The 16,599-nt window shown below is 69.8% G+C and carries 20 protein-coding genes; 12 read left to right on the top strand and 8 right to left on the bottom strand.

Going from position 1 to position 16,599, the window contains the following annotated elements; all coding sequences use genetic code 11:
* Positions 1-9 precede the first annotated feature (9 nt).
* The 4 genes from ACFY2A_RS04980 (at position 10) to ACFY2A_RS04965 (ending at position 3,213) form a co-directional block, all read left to right on the top strand.
* Positions 10-1,461 carry a glycoside hydrolase family 3 N-terminal domain-containing protein gene (locus ACFY2A_RS04980; RefSeq protein WP_387168633.1) on the top strand — a complete coding sequence of 484 codons (1,452 nt, stop codon included), beginning with the start codon at positions 10-12 and terminating at the stop codon, positions 1,459-1,461.
* Positions 1,462-1,545: 84 nt separating this feature from the next.
* Entirely contained in the window at positions 1,546-2,061 is a 516-nt protein-coding gene (locus ACFY2A_RS04975; RefSeq protein ID WP_387168630.1) for a hypothetical protein, read from the top strand.
* Positions 2,058-2,552, top strand: coding sequence for a thiol-disulfide oxidoreductase DCC family protein (locus ACFY2A_RS04970; protein WP_387168627.1), 495 nt, complete (start codon positions 2,058-2,060; stop codon positions 2,550-2,552). The genes ACFY2A_RS04975 and ACFY2A_RS04970 overlap by 4 nt, the downstream gene beginning before the upstream one ends.
* Positions 2,515-3,213 carry a TetR/AcrR family transcriptional regulator gene (locus tag ACFY2A_RS04965; protein WP_387168624.1) on the top strand — a complete coding sequence of 233 codons (699 nt, stop codon included), beginning with the start codon at positions 2,515-2,517 and terminating at the stop codon, positions 3,211-3,213. Before ACFY2A_RS04970 ends, ACFY2A_RS04965 begins: the two co-directional genes overlap by 38 nt.
* A gap of 195 nt (positions 3,214-3,408) precedes the next feature.
* Here the strand turns inward: ACFY2A_RS04965 and ACFY2A_RS04960 are convergent, their stop codons facing one another.
* Positions 3,409-4,068: a GNAT family N-acetyltransferase gene (locus ACFY2A_RS04960; RefSeq protein WP_387169470.1), complete on the bottom strand. Its 660-nt coding sequence runs from the start codon at positions 4,066-4,068 to the stop codon at positions 3,409-3,411.
* Positions 4,069-4,223: 155 nt separating this feature from the next.
* Here ACFY2A_RS04960 and ACFY2A_RS04955 point away from each other — a divergent pair, with 155 nt between their 5' ends.
* The 4 genes from ACFY2A_RS04955 (at position 4,224) to ACFY2A_RS04940 (ending at position 5,753) form a co-directional block, all read left to right on the top strand.
* On the top strand, positions 4,224-4,412 hold the full coding sequence (locus tag ACFY2A_RS04955; protein ID WP_387168621.1) for a DNA repair protein: 189 nt from the start codon (positions 4,224-4,226) through the stop codon (positions 4,410-4,412).
* A gap of 63 nt (positions 4,413-4,475) precedes the next feature.
* Positions 4,476-4,730 carry a type II toxin-antitoxin system VapB family antitoxin gene (locus ACFY2A_RS04950; RefSeq protein ID WP_093401820.1) on the top strand — a complete coding sequence of 85 codons (255 nt, stop codon included), beginning with the start codon at positions 4,476-4,478 and terminating at the stop codon, positions 4,728-4,730.
* Positions 4,730-5,149, top strand: coding sequence for a PIN domain nuclease (locus ACFY2A_RS04945; RefSeq protein ID WP_387168618.1), 420 nt, complete (start codon positions 4,730-4,732; stop codon positions 5,147-5,149). The genes ACFY2A_RS04950 and ACFY2A_RS04945 overlap by 1 nt, the downstream gene beginning before the upstream one ends.
* Positions 5,150-5,234: 85 nt before the next feature.
* Entirely contained in the window at positions 5,235-5,753 is a 519-nt protein-coding gene (locus ACFY2A_RS04940; RefSeq protein WP_387168615.1) for a hypothetical protein, read from the top strand.
* 4 nt (positions 5,754-5,757) lie between these two features.
* Here the strand turns inward: ACFY2A_RS04940 and ACFY2A_RS04935 are convergent, their stop codons facing one another.
* Entirely contained in the window at positions 5,758-6,471 is a 714-nt protein-coding gene (locus ACFY2A_RS04935) for a Clp protease N-terminal domain-containing protein (RefSeq protein WP_363916740.1), read from the bottom strand.
* Positions 6,472-6,660: 189 nt separating this feature from the next.
* Here ACFY2A_RS04935 and ACFY2A_RS04930 point away from each other — a divergent pair, with 189 nt between their 5' ends.
* From ACFY2A_RS04930 to ACFY2A_RS04920, 3 genes are all read left to right on the top strand, one after another.
* Positions 6,661-7,908 (top strand): ricin-type beta-trefoil lectin domain protein, encoded by a 1,248-nt coding sequence (locus ACFY2A_RS04930; protein ID WP_387168611.1) that lies wholly within the window; start codon positions 6,661-6,663, stop codon positions 7,906-7,908.
* Between the two features lie 255 nt (positions 7,909-8,163).
* Positions 8,164-8,907, top strand: coding sequence for a hypothetical protein (locus ACFY2A_RS04925; protein WP_387168608.1), 744 nt, complete (start codon positions 8,164-8,166; stop codon positions 8,905-8,907).
* A 34-nt stretch (positions 8,908-8,941) separates the two neighbouring features.
* Positions 8,942-9,769: a DUF72 domain-containing protein gene (locus ACFY2A_RS04920; RefSeq protein ID WP_387168605.1), complete on the top strand. Its 828-nt coding sequence runs from the start codon at positions 8,942-8,944 to the stop codon at positions 9,767-9,769.
* Positions 9,770-9,795: 26 nt separating this feature from the next.
* On the opposite strand, the gene ACFY2A_RS04915 is transcribed toward ACFY2A_RS04920, so the two are convergent.
* The 3 genes from ACFY2A_RS04915 to ACFY2A_RS04905 form a co-directional block, all read right to left on the bottom strand.
* Entirely contained in the window at positions 9,796-10,206 is a 411-nt protein-coding gene (locus ACFY2A_RS04915; protein WP_387168602.1) for a hypothetical protein, read from the bottom strand.
* 13 nt (positions 10,207-10,219) lie between these two features.
* Entirely contained in the window at positions 10,220-12,466 is a 2,247-nt protein-coding gene (locus ACFY2A_RS04910) for a M48 family metalloprotease (protein ID WP_387168599.1), read from the bottom strand.
* A gap of 313 nt (positions 12,467-12,779) precedes the next feature.
* The gene (locus ACFY2A_RS04905) at positions 12,780-13,787 is read right to left on the bottom strand and encodes an alpha/beta fold hydrolase (RefSeq protein ID WP_387169468.1); all 1,008 of its coding nucleotides are present in this window, start codon (positions 13,785-13,787) and stop codon (positions 12,780-12,782) included.
* Between the two features lie 64 nt (positions 13,788-13,851).
* Here ACFY2A_RS04905 and ACFY2A_RS04900 point away from each other — a divergent pair, with 64 nt between their 5' ends.
* On the top strand, positions 13,852-14,445 hold the full coding sequence (locus ACFY2A_RS04900) for a TetR/AcrR family transcriptional regulator (protein ID WP_387168596.1): 594 nt from the start codon (positions 13,852-13,854) through the stop codon (positions 14,443-14,445).
* A gap of 114 nt (positions 14,446-14,559) precedes the next feature.
* On the opposite strand, the gene ACFY2A_RS04895 is transcribed toward ACFY2A_RS04900, so the two are convergent.
* Genes ACFY2A_RS04895 through ACFY2A_RS04885 form a run of 3 tightly spaced genes read right to left on the bottom strand, consistent with a single transcriptional unit; the run spans position 14,560 to position 16,217 of the window.
* On the bottom strand, positions 14,560-15,369 hold the full coding sequence (locus ACFY2A_RS04895) for a metallophosphoesterase family protein (RefSeq protein ID WP_387168594.1): 810 nt from the start codon (positions 15,367-15,369) through the stop codon (positions 14,560-14,562).
* A 51-nt stretch (positions 15,370-15,420) separates the two neighbouring features.
* Positions 15,421-15,960, bottom strand: a complete 540-nt coding sequence (locus ACFY2A_RS04890) for a hypothetical protein (protein ID WP_387168591.1) — start codon at positions 15,958-15,960, stop codon at positions 15,421-15,423.
* Between the two features lie 29 nt (positions 15,961-15,989).
* Positions 15,990-16,217 carry a hypothetical protein gene (locus ACFY2A_RS04885; protein ID WP_387168588.1) on the bottom strand — a complete coding sequence of 76 codons (228 nt, stop codon included), beginning with the start codon at positions 16,215-16,217 and terminating at the stop codon, positions 15,990-15,992.
* Positions 16,218-16,599: the final 382 nt, after the last annotated feature.

The following is a 16,599-nucleotide window of genomic DNA, read 5'->3' as shown; positions in this document are numbered from 1 at the left end:
AGAGCACGCGTGGGGCTGGATCCAGGACTGCGCCGGCTGGCGCTGGGCACCCTGCTGGCCGCGTACCCGGGGCCGGTGCCGCCCGAGTGGGCCGTCGACCTGGTCGCCGCCGGGCTCGCCGGGCACACCCTGTTCGGCAGCAACGTCCACGACGCGGTGCAGGTGTCGGCCAGCACGGCGGCGCTGCGCAGCGGCCGGCCCGACGTACTGATCGCCATCGACGAGGAGGGCGGCGACGTCACCCGGCTGGCGCACGCCACCGGTAGCCCGTACCCGGGCAACGCCGCGCTCGGCGCGATCGGCGACGTGGCACTCACCCGCCAGGTCTACCAGGCCATCGGCGCCGAGTTGGCCAGCCTGGGCATCACCCTCGATCTGGCGCCCACGGTCGATGTGAACACCGCGGACGACAACCCGATCATCGGCACCCGATCATTCGGCGCCGACCCGGAAAGCGTCGCCGCACACGCCGCCGCCGCGACCACCGGGCTCCAGGCCGCCGGGGTGGCGGCCTGCGCCAAGCACTTCCCCGGCCACGGGGCGACCGTGGCGGACTCCCACCACGAACTGCCCACCGTGGACGTCGCGCCCGACCTGCTGCGGCAGCGGGACCTGCCCCCGTTCGCCGCGGTGGTCGCCGCCGGGGCGAAGGCGGTGATGACCGCACACATCCGGGTACCCGCGCTGACCGGGGACGGACCCGCCACGTTCAGCCGGGCCGTACTTGTGGACCTGCTGCGCCACGAGTACGGCTTCGACGGTGTCATCGTCACCGACGCGCTGGAGATGAAGGGCGCGGCCCTGGCCGCCGGAGGCATCGCCCCCGGGGCGGTACGCGCCCTCGCCGCCGGTGCCGACCTGCTCTGCATCGGTGCCAAGGTCGACGCCGACCTGGTCGAGCGGGTCGTCGCCGAGATCGTGTCCGCGCTCGGCGACGGCCGGCTGGAGCGGACCCGCGTCGAACAGGCCGCCGGCCGCGCTGCGGACCTCGCCGCCTGGACCCGGACCGCCGACCGCAGCACCGCCACCCCCACCGACCTCGGGTACGCGGCGGCCCGCCGAGCGGTGCGGGTGGAGGGCGTGCTGACCGGGCTGGACCGGTCGCTCGTGGTGCACCTGCACGCCAACTCCACGATCGCCGAGGGCCGGGTGCCGTGGGGACTCGGCCCGCACCTCGACGCCACCGAGCAGATCCGGGTGGTCGCCGCCGAGACGGACCCGGCCGATCTGCGCCGACGCGCCGGCGACCGGCCGATCGTCCTGGTCGCCCGCCACCTGCACCGGCTGGCCGGCGGCCCGGAACTGGCCAGTGCGCTGGCCGCGGCACATCCGGTGGCCGTGGTGGAGATGGGTTGGCCGGCCACCTGGCGCCCCGACGCCGTGCGGGCCTTCGTCACCACGTACGGCGCGAGCCACGCCAACGGCCGGGCCGCCGCCGAGGTACTCGGCCTGGCCCGCTGAGCCACTCCTCCATCTTGAACGCGTTCAACTTCTGCCGTACGCTGACGTCCGTTAAGTTGAACGCGTTCAAGATTGGGTCGACACATGGACACCAAGGTCTGGATGTACCTGGCCTACCTGACGATCAGCATCGGTCTGACCGTCTGGGTGGCGCGGGCGCTCACTCGCAACGGAATGGTCTTCCTCGACGAGGTGTTCGCCGACGAACGCCTCGCACGGGCGGTGAACAACCTGCTCGTGGTCGGCTTCTACCTGCTCAACCTCGGCTACGTCACGGTGGCGATGCGGCACTCCGAGCCCGTCGGCTCGACAAGCGTCGCGATGGAGGAACTCTCGTTGAAGATCGGGCTGGTGCTGCTCGTGCTTGGCGCGCTGCACTTCTTCAACGTCTTCGCCCTGGGCCGGTACCGGCGGAACCGGCTGCGCCAGCTCGCCACCCATCCGCCACTGGCTCCGGTCGGTCGGCTCCCGATGCAGCACGCCTACCCGCCGGTGCCGCACGGCCAGGGCACCCCACCCGCCGCGCCGAGCCAGGGGGTCCCACCCGCCGTACCCGGTCAGGGCACCCCGCCGGCCCCGCCCACGCCGCCGGCCCGATGACAATGCCGGGTCGGGGCGGGACAGACGGACTGCCGGATGCCACCGCACACGGGGGCGGTGGCATCCGGCGCCTCACCGTCCTCTACGACGCGCATTGCCCACTGTGCCGGGCCGCGCGGAGTTGGCTGGCGTCGCGCGCCCAGCTCGTACCCCTGGAGTTCGTGCCGGCCGGCTCGGCGACCGCCCGGCTGCGCTTCCCGGGCCTGGACCACGACGCGACGCTGCGCGATCTCACGGTGATCGCCGACACCGGTGAGGTGTACGCGGGCGACGGCGCCTGGTTCGCGTGCCTGTGGGCACTTGCCGACCATCGGGAGACGGCCCAGCGCCTCGCCCGCCCGCACCTGCTGCCACTGGCCCGCACGGTGGTGGCCGCCGCCTCCGCGGTACGCGAGCGGGTCCGCGAGCCGTCGCCGGAGCCGACCGGCGGTGCGACGGGATACGGTGACCGGAATGACCGACCAGACTGTGCCGACGACCGCTGCGGGTGAGGCGGCGACCGCCCGGGGCGAGCACACGCGGCAGCTGATCCTGGAGACCGCGATGCGGTTGTTCCGCGAACGTGGCTACGCCCGCACCACCATGCGCGCCATCGCGACGGAGGCCGGCGTCGCGGTCGGCAACGCCTACTACTACTTCCAGTCGAAGGAACACCTGATCCAGGAGTTCTACACCCGCACCCAGACGGAACACCGGGCGGCGGCACAGCCGGTGCTCGACCGCGAATCCGACTTCGCCGCCCGGCTGGGCGGAGTGCTGCACGCGGGCATCGACGTGCTGACCCCGTCACACGAGTTCGCGGCAAGCTTCTTCAAGACCGCCGCGGAACCCACCTCGCCGCTGAGCCCCTTCTCCGCGGAGTCCTCCGGGCCCCGCGAGGCGGCCATCGGCCTCTACGCCGACGTGCTGACCGGCTCCACCGCCAAGGTCGACGCGGAGTTGCGCCCCCAACTGCCCGAGCTGCTCTGGCTCGCCTACATGGGCGTGGTGCTCTTCTGGGTCTACGACCGTTCACCGGGACAGACCCGGACCCGGCAACTGATCGACGGCGCGGTGCCGCTTGTCGACCGACTGGTGAAGCTGTCGCGACTGCGCGTCCTGCGGCCAGTGACGCAACAGGTCGTCAGCCTGATTAGCACCCTGCGTCACTGACCGAGACGAGCGGGGGAGCTGTTTTTCCCCAGGTCAAGTCCACAATTGGACAGCAAGGAGACGGCGGCGGCAGCTTGCCGAGAGGGTTCTGGATACGTAGCGTGATCGGCACCGAAGCCTCACGCGGACCTGGGGGGAGGCTGCGGACCGTGGATCCGGCCCGGGATCCACGGTCCGCGCCCTGCCGGTCGGCGTTCAGCTCGGGTACACACCGTAGGAGCGCCAGCCGCGGTCGGGGAATCCGGCGGCCTCCGCCACCCGCGCCGAGGCGCCGTTGCGCCGGTCGTGCAGATAGGTCGGCACGGCACCGTCGTCGAGGACCCGGCGAGCCGCCTGGGCCACCAGCCGTCGGGCCAGCCCACGGCCGCGAGCCGCCGGGACGGTGCCCACCGCCAACTCGTGTCCGTGCCGGTCATGGCGCTTGATCCCGACGCCGGCCAGGTAGCGGCCCCGGTGGTCGCACACGATGAGCACCGACCGGTCGAACAGCCGCAGCCAGGAGGGCAGGCCAGCGGTGGTGGGAGGCACCCACTCACCGACGTCCGGCAGCGCCGCCGGCGCCACACTCCACCGGAACACGTCGTCGTGCACCGCCCAACCCGGATAGCCGACCGCCGCCGGCAGCGCCTTCAGCAGACCGTCCGGGTGCCGGGCCAGCTCACGCACGCTCGCGACCCGGTCGGGCGCCACGGAGAGCACGCCGCTCGCCCCGGCGTGGACCGCGATGGCCGGACGCGGCCGACCGTCCCAGGCGGGTCGCGTGCGCCGCCCGGACCCGACCACGTGCAGGCCCGGGCCGGCCGGCCACTGCCCCAGCCAGGTCGCCAGGTGAAGGTGCAGCCGCCGATCGAGCATCAACACCTCCCGGTCCGTCACCGCCGACGCCGCTCACCGTACGACGACGCGGTCAGTTCGGGGCGTAGGTGGGCCCGTTCCGGGGAACCTGAACGATCGATCGACCGTCATATTCATTTCCATACATGTACAACTTTCTTTGGAACGGTGGGGGCATGCAGAAACAGCCGCAGGACCGTGATCAGCAGGACCCCGAGCGCGCCTGGCGCAACCACGGTCTCACCGGCCGCTTCCCGGCCCAGGCGTCGTACCGGGGTCACCGCACTCGTCCTGGCGCGCTCTCCTGGGGCGAGCTGAACAGCCTGCCTGCCGGCCCCATTCGGCACCACCTGAACCCGCACTGACGCACCAACCACAACGCAATCTTGGTGCCTTGAAAGCCGCCTGTCTGGCGTATGATTGTGGGCATGACACGCATCACCGTGGACGTGAACGACGAGTGGCTTGAGGCAGCCCGCGAGGTGCTCGGCACCGAGACCAAGGTGGCGACCATCAACGCCGCCTTGCACGCCTTTGCCCTGCGTCGCCAGGCACGGGAGATCGTCTCCGCATTCGATCAGGTGGAGATGGACTTCACCGACTCCGCAGAGGCGTGGCGCTACGGCGGCGGCCGGGATCTCGGTCGACTAGTCGAGGATGCGCGCGACTCCGAGGCCGCGTGATGGCAGGAGCGATCTATCTCGCCGACACGTCGGTGTTCGTGCTTCAGGGGCGATATCCGGCGGTCCGACGCCGCTTTGAGACGTTGCTGGCCGAGGGACGACTGGCGACCTGTCACATGGCAGCTCTCGAGTTCCTCAACAATGCTCCTCATCCGAAGGGGTACGAGATCCTGTGGCAAGCCTTGCGCGGCCACCGGTGGATGGACGTGACAACCGAGGCGATGGATCGCGCTCTCGCCGTGCACCGCATGCTCGCCGCGGACAGCCAGCATCGCAACTTCCGACTACCCGACCTGGTGATCGCGGCGACCGCAGAGGTGCACGGAGCGACTGTGCTGCACTACGACGCCGACTACGACCGGATCGCCGCGATCACCGGTCAGCCGACCGAGTGGGTGGCGCGCCGAGGAAGCCTGTAGGGCGGCGAGCCAGCGCGCGCTTTCGCACACCTGTCGGGTAACGTCTGCTGGTCCTTCGACGGTCACGACGGGAGCTGGCACATCCATGGGCAAGAAGACGATCCACGTCTCCGACTTCAGCGGCACGGTGCTGGGTGCCGACGACGAGGCGGTTCGCATCGTCGTTCTCGAGCACCCTGACCTGGTGGCCGGGCCCGTGCAACTGGACGCCACCCCGATGGAGGTGGAGAGCATCGACGACGCGGCACTGGACGTGGCGGTGGTCGAGATCCATGACCGGCACGGCCACGGTGAGCCGCGTCGGGTGGTGCTGACCGCGAGCGAGTTCGACGCAATGGCCACCGATGTGCCGATGGCGCAGTTGCTGAAGACCGCCGAGCGGGTACGCCCGCCGAAGACCCGCCGCAGCGCCGAGAAGATCGACTACGGCACGATCGAGCACGCGGGTCGGCCGCACCGGGGGCGGGTCACCGAGGAGGAGGCCCGGCTGGTGCGCGAGCAGCTCGACGAGGTGAACAAGCGCCTCGCCGACGCCGGGCTACGCCAGATCGATCCGGCTGACCCGGAGCACGCCGCCCGGTACGGCTTCCCCGTCGAGCCCTGACCGGCTACTCGAAGGTCCGCAGTTTGGCCAGGGCCGCCACGATGTTCGCCTCGGTGGCGGCCTTGTCCACACCGAGGCCGGTGAGCACGCCCTCGCCGTTCTCCTGCTCCAGCAGGGCCAGCAGGATGTGCTCGGTGCCGATGTAGTTGTGCCCGAGCCGCAGCGCCTCGCGGAAGGTCAGCTCCAGGGCCTTCTTGCCGGCGGTGTCGTACGGGATCAGGTCCGGGACCTCCTCCGAGGATGGCGGCAGCGCCGCCGTGGCGGCCTCGCGCACAGCTTCGACGGACACACCGCCGGCGGCCAACGCCCTGGCGGCCAGCGCCTCCGGCTCGGCCAGCAGGCCCAGCACCAGGTGCGCCGGGGTGATCTCGGCGTTACCGGCGGCCTTCGCCTCGTTCTGCGAGGCCATCACCACGTTGCGGGCGCGTGGGGTGAACCGCTGGAAGCCTTCCTGCGGATCCAACGCCGAGGCCACGAAACGTTTCTGGGCGGCCTGCTTGCTCACCCCCATGCTGCGACCGATCTCGGTCCAGGACGCCCCGGAGCGGCGGGCCTGGTCCACGAAGTGGCCGATCAGGTGGTCGGCGACCTCACCGATGTGGTCGGCGATCATGACGGCGTCACTGAGCTGGTCGAGGGCGTCGGTACGGGTCCGCTTGATGGTCTGGATCAGGTCGTCGAGCCGGACCGGGTTGCTCATCTGCACGGGTTCAGTCATGCGTCAACTTTAGGTTGACGGTAAGCGTGCGTCAACCACCGGTTGACGCACGCTTACCGCAAGCCCGGCCGGATGATAGCTGTTAACAACCTTGACTAATTCTGTCGAAATCGACAGACTCGGATGTGGAGAGCGCTCTCCAACCGCCTCGCCAGCGCATCCGTCCCTCCACCCCGAGGAGATCCCATCGTGTACGCCACCTCCCGCAGCCTCCGGCGGGCAGCCGCCGCCCTGGGCGCGGCCCTCGTCACAAGCGCGCTCCTGCTACCCGTGCAGTCCGCACCGGCCGCCGCCGCGATCGGCGGGATCACCTGGCAGGACGAGTTCAATTCGCCGGCCGGAACCCCGGTCGACCAGTCCAAGTGGCGCTTCGACATCGGCGGCCACGGCTGGGGCAACAACGAACGGCAGTACTACACCAACAGCACCAGCAACGCGGTGCACGACGGCCAGGGCAACCTCGTCATCACCGCCCGCCGGGAGAACCCGGCCAACTACCAGTGCCACTACGGCCGGTGCGAGTACACCTCGGCCCGGCTGCTGACCGCGGCCACCTTCAGCCAGGCGTACGGCCGGTTCGAGGCGCGCATCAAGATCCCTCGAGGGCAGGGCATCTGGCCGGCGTTCTGGATGCTCGGCCGGGACTTCGGCGACGTCGGCTGGCCGGCCTCCGGCGAGATCGACATCATGGAGAACGTCGGGCGGGAGCCGAACACCGTGCACGGCACCATCCATGGGCCGGGCTACTCCGGCGGCGGCGGGATCACCGGCAGCCGCACCATTGGGCAGCCACTGGCCGACAGCTTCCACACCTACCGGGTGGACTGGGAGCCGAACATCATCCGCTGGTATCTCGACGGGTCGGAGTTCTTCCGGGTCGACCCGAGCCGGCTCGGCGGTAACCGCTGGGTCTTCGACCACCCCTTCTTCATGATCCTCAACGTGGCCGTCGGTGGTAACTGGCCCGGCTACCCCGACGGCAGCACCCAGTTCCCGCAGCAGATGCTCGTCGACTACGTCCGGGTCTACGGCTACGTCCCGGACGGTAACACCGGCACCACCCGGATCCGGGGACAGCAGAGCGGCCGGTGCATCGACATCCCCGGCGCCAACCCGGTCGACGGCGCGCCGCTACAGGTCTGGGACTGCAACACCACCGCCGCGCAGGCGTGGACCTTCGCCGCCGACGGCACGATCCGCGCGATGGGCAAGTGCATGGACCCGGCCTGGGCCGGCACGGCCAACGGCACCGAGGTCAACCTCGTCGCCTGCAACGGCAACCCGGCGCAACGCTTCACCCTCAACGCCGCCGGTGACCTGGTCAACCTCAACGCCAACCGCTGTGTCGACGTACGCGACAACAACCCGAACAACGGCGGCCGGCTGCAACTGTGGGACTGCGCCGGCACCCCCAACCAGAAGTGGTCCCGCGCCTGACGTCACCACCGTCCGTAGTGACCGCCTGAGCCAATAAGCTTCTGCATCGACATGTCTGAACGACATAATCATGTCGCTCAGACATGTCGGCTCCAACCCATGTTGCTTCCGGGCCGGAGTCGATGTCGCGGCGCACACCGAGCGTCCGCAAGCACACCGGGCGCTGCCCGCGGTGAGCCCGCCTGGCGTCCCACGCGTAAGAGTCGGTGACAGGCGGGTAGTAACCCGTGCGGTCATCGATGTACGGGAGGCGACGTGGAGAACGCTCAGGCAGCCGGCGGACGACGGTTGTGGTGGTGGATCGGTGCGGCCGTACTGGTCATCGTGGTGGTGGTGGTCGCCACCTGGACGTGGGTGTCGGTTCGGGGTGACGGCCGCAACGGTCACGTCGTCACCGGTGCCGTCGGCGATCTGCGGGAGGCCACCTTCGTCCTGCTCGACGGTGCCGACGTGGTCCAGGTGCGCACCGCCGACCTCGGCGACGACGCGTACCGGGTGTCGACCCCCCGCGACGCCAGCGTCCGTCCCGCCGTCTCCCTCACCGACGGAAGCCTGCTGACCAGCCTGCGCGGCACCGACCTGGACGGCCCGGCGGTCGTGGAGGTGGTGCTGGCCGACTCGGTCCGCTGGCACGTCCGGCTCAGCGGTGGCGCCAAGGAGCAGCACCTCGACCTGCGCGGCGCGCAGCTCGGCGACGTCGAGTTCACCGCCGGCGCGAACCGGGTCGAACTGACGCTGCCCGCCCCCGAGGGGACTCAGCGGACCCTGCTCGGCGGCGGGGCGAGCCAGGTCGTCGTCCGCCTGGCCGGTGACGCTCCCGTGCAGGTACGCGCTGGCGGCGGCGCCGGTTCGGTCACCATCGACGGCACTACCCACTCGGGGGTGGCCGGCGGCACGACCTTCACCCCGCCGGAGTGGAACTCCGCCACGGACCGTTACGATATCGACGCCACCGGCGGCGTCTCCTCCATCACCGTCGACCGCGTCGACGCCGGCTGAACAGGTGGCCATGCGACTGCACGTCGGGTGTGCGATGTGGACCCATCGGTCGTGGCAGGGCAGGCTGCTCCCCCATCCACTGCCGGCGCATGAGCGGCTCCGGCACTACGCCGGCTGGTGCGACGCGGTCGAGGGCAACACCACCTTCTACGCCACGCCGGCCCGCGAGACGGTCGCGTCCTGGGCGGAGCAGACCGAACCCGACTTCCGCTTCCTGATGAAGCTGCCAAAAGTGGTCACCCACGAGCGCCGCCTCACCGACGTCGACCAGCCGATGCGCACCTTCCTCGACGCGATCGAGCCACTCGGCTCCCGGGCGTACGCCCTCTGGGTCCAGTTGCCCGGCTCCTTCGGCCCGGACGACGTACCGACGCTCGCCCGTTTCCTGCGCCGCCTGCCCGCCGCCCACCACCCCGCGGTGGAGGTGCGCGACCCGGTTTTCTTCACCGACCGCCGCGCGACCCGGCTGCTGGAGACCACCCTGGCCGAGACGGACGCCGAGTGGATACCGTTCGACACCACCGCGTTCTTCGCCGACCCGCCGACAAGCGACGCCGAGCGGGACGCCTGGACGAAGAAGCCGAGGATGCCGCCGCGTACGGTCGCGCTCACCGCCCGACCGATCATCCGTTACCTCGGTCGCGACGATCCGGAGCGCACCGTCGAGGGCTGGCGACGGTGGGTGGAGGTCACCGCCGAGTGGTTGCGCGAGGGCCGGTCGCCCACCGTCTTCATCCACACCCCGGACAACGCCGATGCGCCGCCCCTGGCCCGCCGCTTCCACGACGAGGTACGCGCCCGCGTACCGGCGCTGGCGCCATTGCCCGAACCGGTCCCGGTCGAACCGACAACCCTCTTCTGAGCGTCGGCTCGTCCAGCCGGCGAGAGCTAAGCGGTGACGCCCCGGCCCGGGTGAGGTGGTTCGGGGCCGGGGTTCTCCTGGATGGTCCGGGTGACCTGCTCCAGCAGTTGCCTGGGATCGGTGCGCCCGGTCACCTGAATCTCCACCTCCGACTCACCGATGCGCATCCGGACGGTGGCGCCGCTGGGCTGCTGGCTCAGCCAGGTCTGCAGCAGGGCGAAGAGACCGGGCAGCAGGCTCTGCGCCACCACCGCGATGATCACAGCTTCGCTGAAGCCGGCCCGGCCGCCGGTCCGTGCGCCCAGGTCCCGCACACCCGTACGGAACTCCGGGCGACGGTGGATCCAGTCGATCAGCGAGACCGAGGCGGGCTGCCGCCGATCGGTGATCATCTGTAGCCGCACGGGCTGCCTCGCCGTCGGATACGTGTCGGTCACCCGATGCTCCTGTTCACTCGTCGACACCGGGCTGGAAGGTGAGCTCGTCGCCGGTGGCGGTGACGACACCGGCGACGTCCACGACGTAGTTCTCGGTGAACGTCTCCTTGCCGAAGAAGGACTGGTAGGTACCGCTGACCCGCACCTCGCCCTGCCCGTCGTACGGCGTCGAGACCTGTGCGGACGCCGGACCGATCACGTCGATCTGCGTGGTGGGGTATCTGTCGATCGTCCACTTGAGGTCTTTGGCGTCCTGGTACCCGGACAACCGGAAGGGGCAGCCCTGCGGTGCGGCCTCGGTCTGCCGCGCACACTCGTCCAGGTACGTCTTCACCTGTGCGTCGATGCTGCTCCGGGCGGAGGGCTTCAACTCCGGGACCGCGTAGATCGGCGTGTCGAAGTCGGTGCCGGGCAGCACGGTGATGCGCTGCGGCGCCACCTCGCTGAGCGGGTTGGCGGCAGCGGTCACGACGTGGACCCCGGGCACCGAGAGCACCGTCTGCTCCTGCAGGCCCTCCGGCACCGGCACGCCGTTGATCATGAGACCCTGCTGTCCGGCGGCGACAGAGAGGGTCGAGACGCCGCCGACGACGTGCCAGCCCTTGAACACGCCGAGCTTCGACTCCTCGTTGCGACGGAGCATGACGTCCGCCTCCATCCGGCTCTCGCCCACGACGAACGAGACGGTGGCGGTAGCGTCGTCGTCCTCCCGCTCGATCGCCCGGATGTCGATGTCGGTGGGCGGCTGGTAATCCGCCGACCTGATCAACTCGCCGAGAAGAGCGTCGTCGCGTACGGCGGCGCCGGCCTCCGGGCTCAGCCACCCGGCCAGGTCGTCGACATTGCGGTCGGCCAGGGCGGAGAAGTACCCGTCGACGGAGGACTCCGGCCGGAAGAAGCCCCACTGCACGACGCCCAGCAGGCTGGAGAGCAGGCAGAAGGAGAGCAGAGCGACCCCACCGATGACGGCCGGGCGGCGCAGGTCGACCGGGTCGTCGCCGCCGAAGAGTTCCGCGGAGGCGATCACCCGCCGAGGCGGGGTCTCCGGTGCGTCGGTGTCGCCATCTACCCGGACCGACTCCAGCCGTTCCAGACGCAGCTCGTTCGGCGGGTGTTCGGCGCAGACGGCCTCGTCCCAGCCGCTGCGCCCGCTCTCGAACGACCTACGGCGCTCAAGGACGGCCCGCAGCCCCTCGGTGTGCCCGGTCACCACCGCGCCCAGGTCCGCCCGGTACTCCGCGGCCCGGACGTCCGCCCGGTGCAACGGCTGGACCAGGTACTTCATGGTCAGCAGGACTGGCCAGAAGAAAAGGAAGACGAACAGGTTCGTCGCCGGGTGCGGAAACCTGCGCATCAGCCAGGTCGGTACGGCGTGCACGAGCACGAGTGGCAGGCCGACACCCCGAACGAAGGCCGAGGTGATCTCGTCACCGGTACGCCAGTGCACCAGCTCGTGGCTCAACAGCGCGGCGATCTCGTCGCGTGGATCAGTGAGCAGACCGGTGGTGACGACAATGTGCCGCGCGTACGTCCGCGCATTCGTGCTGACCAGATCGTCCTCGACCAGCAGTCTCGGTACTCCGGGCAGACCGAGCCGCTCCGCGCACTCTTGCAGGATCGGAATGACCAGTTCTTTCTCCCGACGGCTGAGATCACGCGCACCTGACACCCGGAGCAGTCGATCCTCCAGCAGGACCCGGTACAGGGTGTAGAGCACGCCCACCACGATGGCCGCCGCAGCTATCCCGACCAATTGGGCCAGCACCGAAACGCCGCTGTCCGCGCCGCTAAACCGGAGGACCGGCACCATCAGCAGACCGACCAGGAACGCAAGTGCGGCACCGACGAAAGCACCGATCGCCCCACCGGACTGTTCCAGGAAGGAACTGACCAGTCGCCCGATAACCGGGGCGTCCCGAACCTCGTCGGGAACCTGGTCCACGAACACCGCGCCGCCGGTGAACGCCAGCACGAGGCCCGCGACCGCTGCGAGCACCACCGCGGTGAACAGTGCCACCGGCACGTAGAACCAGGCGGCGACAAAGGAGCCCAGTACACCACGCCAGTCACGCAGAATGCCGACCCGCAGCCAGACGATCGCGTTCGGGTAGCCGGGCGGACGGTTGGCGAGCCGTCCGGGGTTCGAACCTGCTCGCGCAAGGTCGACCTCTGGTATGGACGATCGCGCCCGGGGTTGCAAAAAGTTGCCGCCAATCTGATTCTGTTCATCGCCGGAAGGCTGCACCGCGTCCTGCTGCACGGAAACTCCTGCACAAGCCGAAAGGGGTGAATCACGGAACGGTTCGCGCGAAAACGAATCTCGCCAGCGGACAGCAGCTGCCTTTCAGCCGGAGACCGCTCTGTGGCAGACGCAGACCTTACTCCGGTCGATACCCGCTACGCCACCCGGTTCCGAACAGAAACCTCCCGACAAGCGGTGGACGCACTCCGGCAGACCGGTACAGATTGGACGGTCGACGTCGAATGAATGACACAGGGTACGTTTCCTATCCGGCGAACAAAGATGAAACTTCCACGGATAATGACGGCTACGGCGAGGCCCGATAATCCGGTCACGGGTGCGAGGCGATGAAACCGGCGATGTCGGCGGCGAGTTGGTCGGGTTGCTCACCATTGACGGCGTGGGACGCGCCCGGGTAGAGCCGTACGGTGCCACGGGGCAGGTTGTGGCGCGCGGTATCGGCTGCCGACTGCGGGTCGTGCATCACCGATTCCCCGGCGATGATCGCCAGGACCGGCAGGTCGATTCGACCGAGTCGTTCCTCGTTGATCCGGGTGGGCTGCGGCAGCCGGAGCTTGTAGTGCTGCATGCCGGCTTCGATCATGTCGGCGACCGGCTCGCCCTCGACGGGCGCGCCGCCGGCGGTGTAGGAGTTGAAGCTGTCCCGCCACGACCTCGGCAGCCAGGGCAGCGCGGCCGGGATGGAGCGCACGATGGTGCCGAACGGCAGGTCGGCGAAGACGTACACCGGATCGATGACGGTCATCGACGCGACGTGGTCCGGTCGGTGCAGCGCGAGGTTGACCGCGGTCCAGCCGCCGATCGACAGGCCGACCAGGTGGAACTTGTCCGGTGTGAGCGCATCGAGGGTCTGGTGCAACCACTCGGCCTGCGCCTCGTCGCTATCGATCGGGCAGGCCTGCACGCTCATGCCCGGCTCGCCGAGCAGGTCGATGGCGTAGACGTCGCTGATCCGCAGCAACAGCGGCACGTTGTCCGCCCAGACCGGCGTGGCCGAGGCACGCCCGGGCAGCAGTAGCAGCGGGGTGTCCGCGCCGCCTTCCGCGCCGGTGCCGGCGAAGCGGTAGACGCGGACGATGCCGAAGTCGGTGCGTACGTCGATGGTCTCCGCCGGGTCGGGCAGGGCGGCGAAGGCCTCCGCATAGGCCCGGAGGAACCGGTCCTGGCCGTCCGCGCTGTCCCAGTGACCGATCGGAGCCGGCGTACGCATGACGAAGATGATCACCAAAACACTGAGCCCGATCCCGAGCAGGAGCACCTTGATCCGCCGCCTCCGGGGGCGCAGTCGCTTGCCGGCCTTCTTCAACCAGACACTCATGGCACCCACGACACCCCTCCTAACCGATCGGTAGATTTTTTGACCGTACGGTAGAATTCGGCGGGTGACAAGGAGACGAGACGGCGCGACGGCCGAACTGACCCTGATCGAGCGCGCCCGCCGCGCCCAACTGATCGAGGTCACCATCGAGCTGGTCGCCGACCGGGGCTACGCGGGCGCCTCACTGGCCGCCATCGCCGAACGCGCCGGAATCACGAAGGCCGCCGTGCTCTACCACTTCCCGACCAAGGACGCCGTGGTACGCGCCGCCCACGAGCACGCCCTCGCCGCTCTCGTCGCAGGCGTGGCCGGTGCGGTCGAGGCCGCCGACGCCGCGAGCCGGCCCGCCGCGTACGTCAGGTCGATGGTGGGGCACCTGCGTGAGCATCCCCGGCACACCCGGATGATCATCGAGGCGATGGTGCACGACGACGGCGACCAGGATCCGGCCGCCCGTTGGCGGCCCCTGGCCGAGCTCATCAGCGCGGCCCGGCTCGCGCGCGGCGGCAGCGGCGACATCGACGCACGCACAACGGCGATCATCATCGGTGGCGGCATCGACGCGATCGTCGCCGAGCAACTCCACGATCCCGACTACGACACGGCGGCGGCGGCCGAGCAGCTCATCGACATGCTCGACGCGACGCTCTCGCGGTAATCCGGACGCAACTGCGCAGGTGCCCGACGGCTACGGGTTTCGGTCGCTGGCCGTCGCGAGGTCACCCGGCGTCGGCCGCCGTCGCCGCGCGTACGGTCTGTGGTTCCGGACCGGTCACGCGGCCGGTTGCTGCGGTCTCGGCTGCCGGTGGTACCTCGGTCCGCCCGGAACGTGCATCGCGCCCCGGTAGATGCCGCGCCGCAGCTCGGAGACGTACCCCGCCAACTCTGGCATGCCCAACCGGGCCGCCACGGCCAACTCGGCCTCGACGTCGTACGGCACGCGGACGAACTGGATCGAGAAGGGCGCGTCGACCTCGGAGCCCAGGACACCTTCGAGGATCACGTAGACCGGGGTCGGATCGCCCATCGAGTTGCCGACGCTGCCGGTGTTGAACAGGGTCCGGCGTTCCCGGTCGACCTCGTAGAACGGATCGTGGGTGTCGCCGTAACCGACGACCGAGGGCTCCGGTCCGTCGCCGGTGGCCGGGGTGTTGGCGAACATGCCGAGGAACTCGGCCTCGTCGTGGTCGAACCGGACCCGACGGTGCACGCTTGTCGCCGACGCGTGGAAGAGTCGGACCCGCCGCCCGCTCAGCAGGAAGTCGTGGCAGAACGGCAGGCCGCGCAGCCAGTTGCCCTGGCCGTCGGCGAGCTGCGCCAGCCACCAGGCCATCGCCTCGTTGTCGTAGGTCCGGTCCGGGTCGGGGAGGAAATCGTCCCAGTTACCGAGAATGTTGACCTCGCAGCGCTCCCGGCAGACCTCGATCACCTCGCGACCGCGCGGCCCCTTGCCGACGTAGTCGCCGAGGTTGAAGATCCGCTCGATGCCGCGCGCGTCGATGTCGGCCAGCACGGCCTCCAGCGCCGTCAGGTTGCCATGGACGTCGGAGATGAGGGCGATGCGGTCAAGGGATCGGGCCACCGGCCGATCGTAGACGCGGCAGTCCCGGCGGTGGGGGTGGCGGCGGCCCGCCTACAACCAGCCGACGTCGCGCAGTTCGGCAAGCAGTTGCGGGTCGAGGTCGTCCGGATCGAGTACGTCCTTGGCGGGTGGCGGTTCGATCGGTAGTCGCCGACCGAACGAGTGGTAGAGAAACCGCCACCCACCGGCGCCCGTTTCCACCTGATCGAAGTGCAGCGTCAGGTTCGTGAGCCGGCCCTGCGCGTCGAGGGTGGCGTCGAAGGGCACCATCGTGTTGGTCGCCGGCAGTTCCGCACGCAGTTCGGCGGTCAGGTGCGGATGCCGACGGAGGTCGAGGACACCACGAACGGCTCGTTCGGTGACGAGCCGCAGCTCGACCGATGTCTTCACCAGTTCCTGCAGATCGTCCGTCGCCTGCGTACCGATGAAGATCGAGGAGTCCGCACCCAGCAGACGCGGCAGGTCGACCGGTAGCCACCCCTCGGGAGGCGCCCCGAAGCCGAAGAACCGCACCCAACTCTCTTCGTCGACGGTCTTGATCTCGATCCACTGAAAGTGGCCGGGTTGCTGAATGGGGAAGTGGATAGCCATGTCGCTCCGGCACCTGGCCGGGTCCACCGTCATCTCGACTCTCGTCTGACCGAAGCTCCCTCGACGTCCCTGCGGGTCATGGTCAGCCGGGTCGAGTAGGTGTCCTGACCGACTTTCTTCGCGCCCTCGTGCAGCCACGCGTGGAGGTCCTTCTCCACCATGCTTGCCGACGGGCTCGGTGCCGACGTTTGCGACGCCGCGTCGGCGCAGCCAGCCGCCACGGCCAGCACGACGGCGGCACCTGCCGCCACAGCCATCCTGCCCACCGGGCGAGGACCCGATCGCCCCGGGAGCCCACCCGGCCCCGACCACACGCTGTTCAACAGGTTCTCCGTCCGGGCCCGCTTCATGATCGGCACATGGTGCCAGCTCACCCGCGCCTCGTCGAGACCGTCAGTTCGCCCGCACGCGGCGCCTTCTCTGATGTCGGACCACTCGTCGGATCAGACCGGATGCGAGACAGCCCCGAGAAGCCGCCGTCGTGCATGGCGGTGCGTCAGCGCACGGGCGGGCGAACTCACCGGGGGGGGGGGGCCCCCCCCGGCCGCCCCCCCCCCGGGGGGGGGGGGGGCGGGCCCCCCCCCCGGGCGGGGGGGGGGCCCCCCCCCCCCCCCAAAAAAAAAATTAGTTAGATTTGGT

This window comes from Micromonospora sp. NPDC000442, assembly GCF_042898635.1.
GTDB lineage: Bacteria > Actinomycetota > Actinomycetes > Mycobacteriales > Micromonosporaceae > Micromonospora.
This window is presented reverse-complemented; position numbering and strand designations above follow the sequence as displayed.

Excerpts from the sequence above, each read along its gene's own strand:
- ACFY2A_RS04955 (WP_387168621.1), top strand. The coding sequence starts at position 4,224 with ATGCAGAAACAGCCGCAGGACCGTGATCAGCAGGACCCCGAGCGCGCC.
- ACFY2A_RS04975 (WP_387168630.1), top strand. The coding sequence starts at position 1,546 with ATGGACACCAAGGTCTGGATGTACCTGGCCTACCTGACGATCAGCATC.
- ACFY2A_RS04960 (WP_387169470.1), bottom strand. The coding sequence starts at position 4,068 with ATGCTCGATCGGCGGCTGCACCTTCACCTGGCGACCTGGCTGGGGCAG.
- ACFY2A_RS04890 (WP_387168591.1), bottom strand. The coding sequence starts at position 15,960 with ATGGCTATCCACTTCCCCATTCAGCAACCCGGCCACTTTCAGTGGATC.
- ACFY2A_RS04885 (WP_387168588.1), bottom strand. The coding sequence starts at position 16,217 with ATGGCTGTGGCGGCAGGTGCCGCCGTCGTGCTGGCCGTGGCGGCTGGC.
- ACFY2A_RS04940 (WP_387168615.1), top strand. The coding sequence starts at position 5,235 with ATGGGCAAGAAGACGATCCACGTCTCCGACTTCAGCGGCACGGTGCTG.
- ACFY2A_RS04920 (WP_387168605.1), top strand. The coding sequence starts at position 8,942 with ATGTGGACCCATCGGTCGTGGCAGGGCAGGCTGCTCCCCCATCCACTG.
- ACFY2A_RS04935 (WP_363916740.1), bottom strand. The coding sequence starts at position 6,471 with ATGACTGAACCCGTGCAGATGAGCAACCCGGTCCGGCTCGACGACCTG.
- ACFY2A_RS04905 (WP_387169468.1), bottom strand. The coding sequence starts at position 13,787 with ATGAGTGTCTGGTTGAAGAAGGCCGGCAAGCGACTGCGCCCCCGGAGG.
- ACFY2A_RS04970 (WP_387168627.1), top strand. The coding sequence starts at position 2,058 with ATGACAATGCCGGGTCGGGGCGGGACAGACGGACTGCCGGATGCCACC.
- ACFY2A_RS04950 (WP_093401820.1), top strand. The coding sequence starts at position 4,476 with ATGACACGCATCACCGTGGACGTGAACGACGAGTGGCTTGAGGCAGCC.
- ACFY2A_RS04945 (WP_387168618.1), top strand. The coding sequence starts at position 4,730 with ATGGCAGGAGCGATCTATCTCGCCGACACGTCGGTGTTCGTGCTTCAG.
- ACFY2A_RS04965 (WP_387168624.1), top strand. The coding sequence starts at position 2,515 with ATGACCGACCAGACTGTGCCGACGACCGCTGCGGGTGAGGCGGCGACC.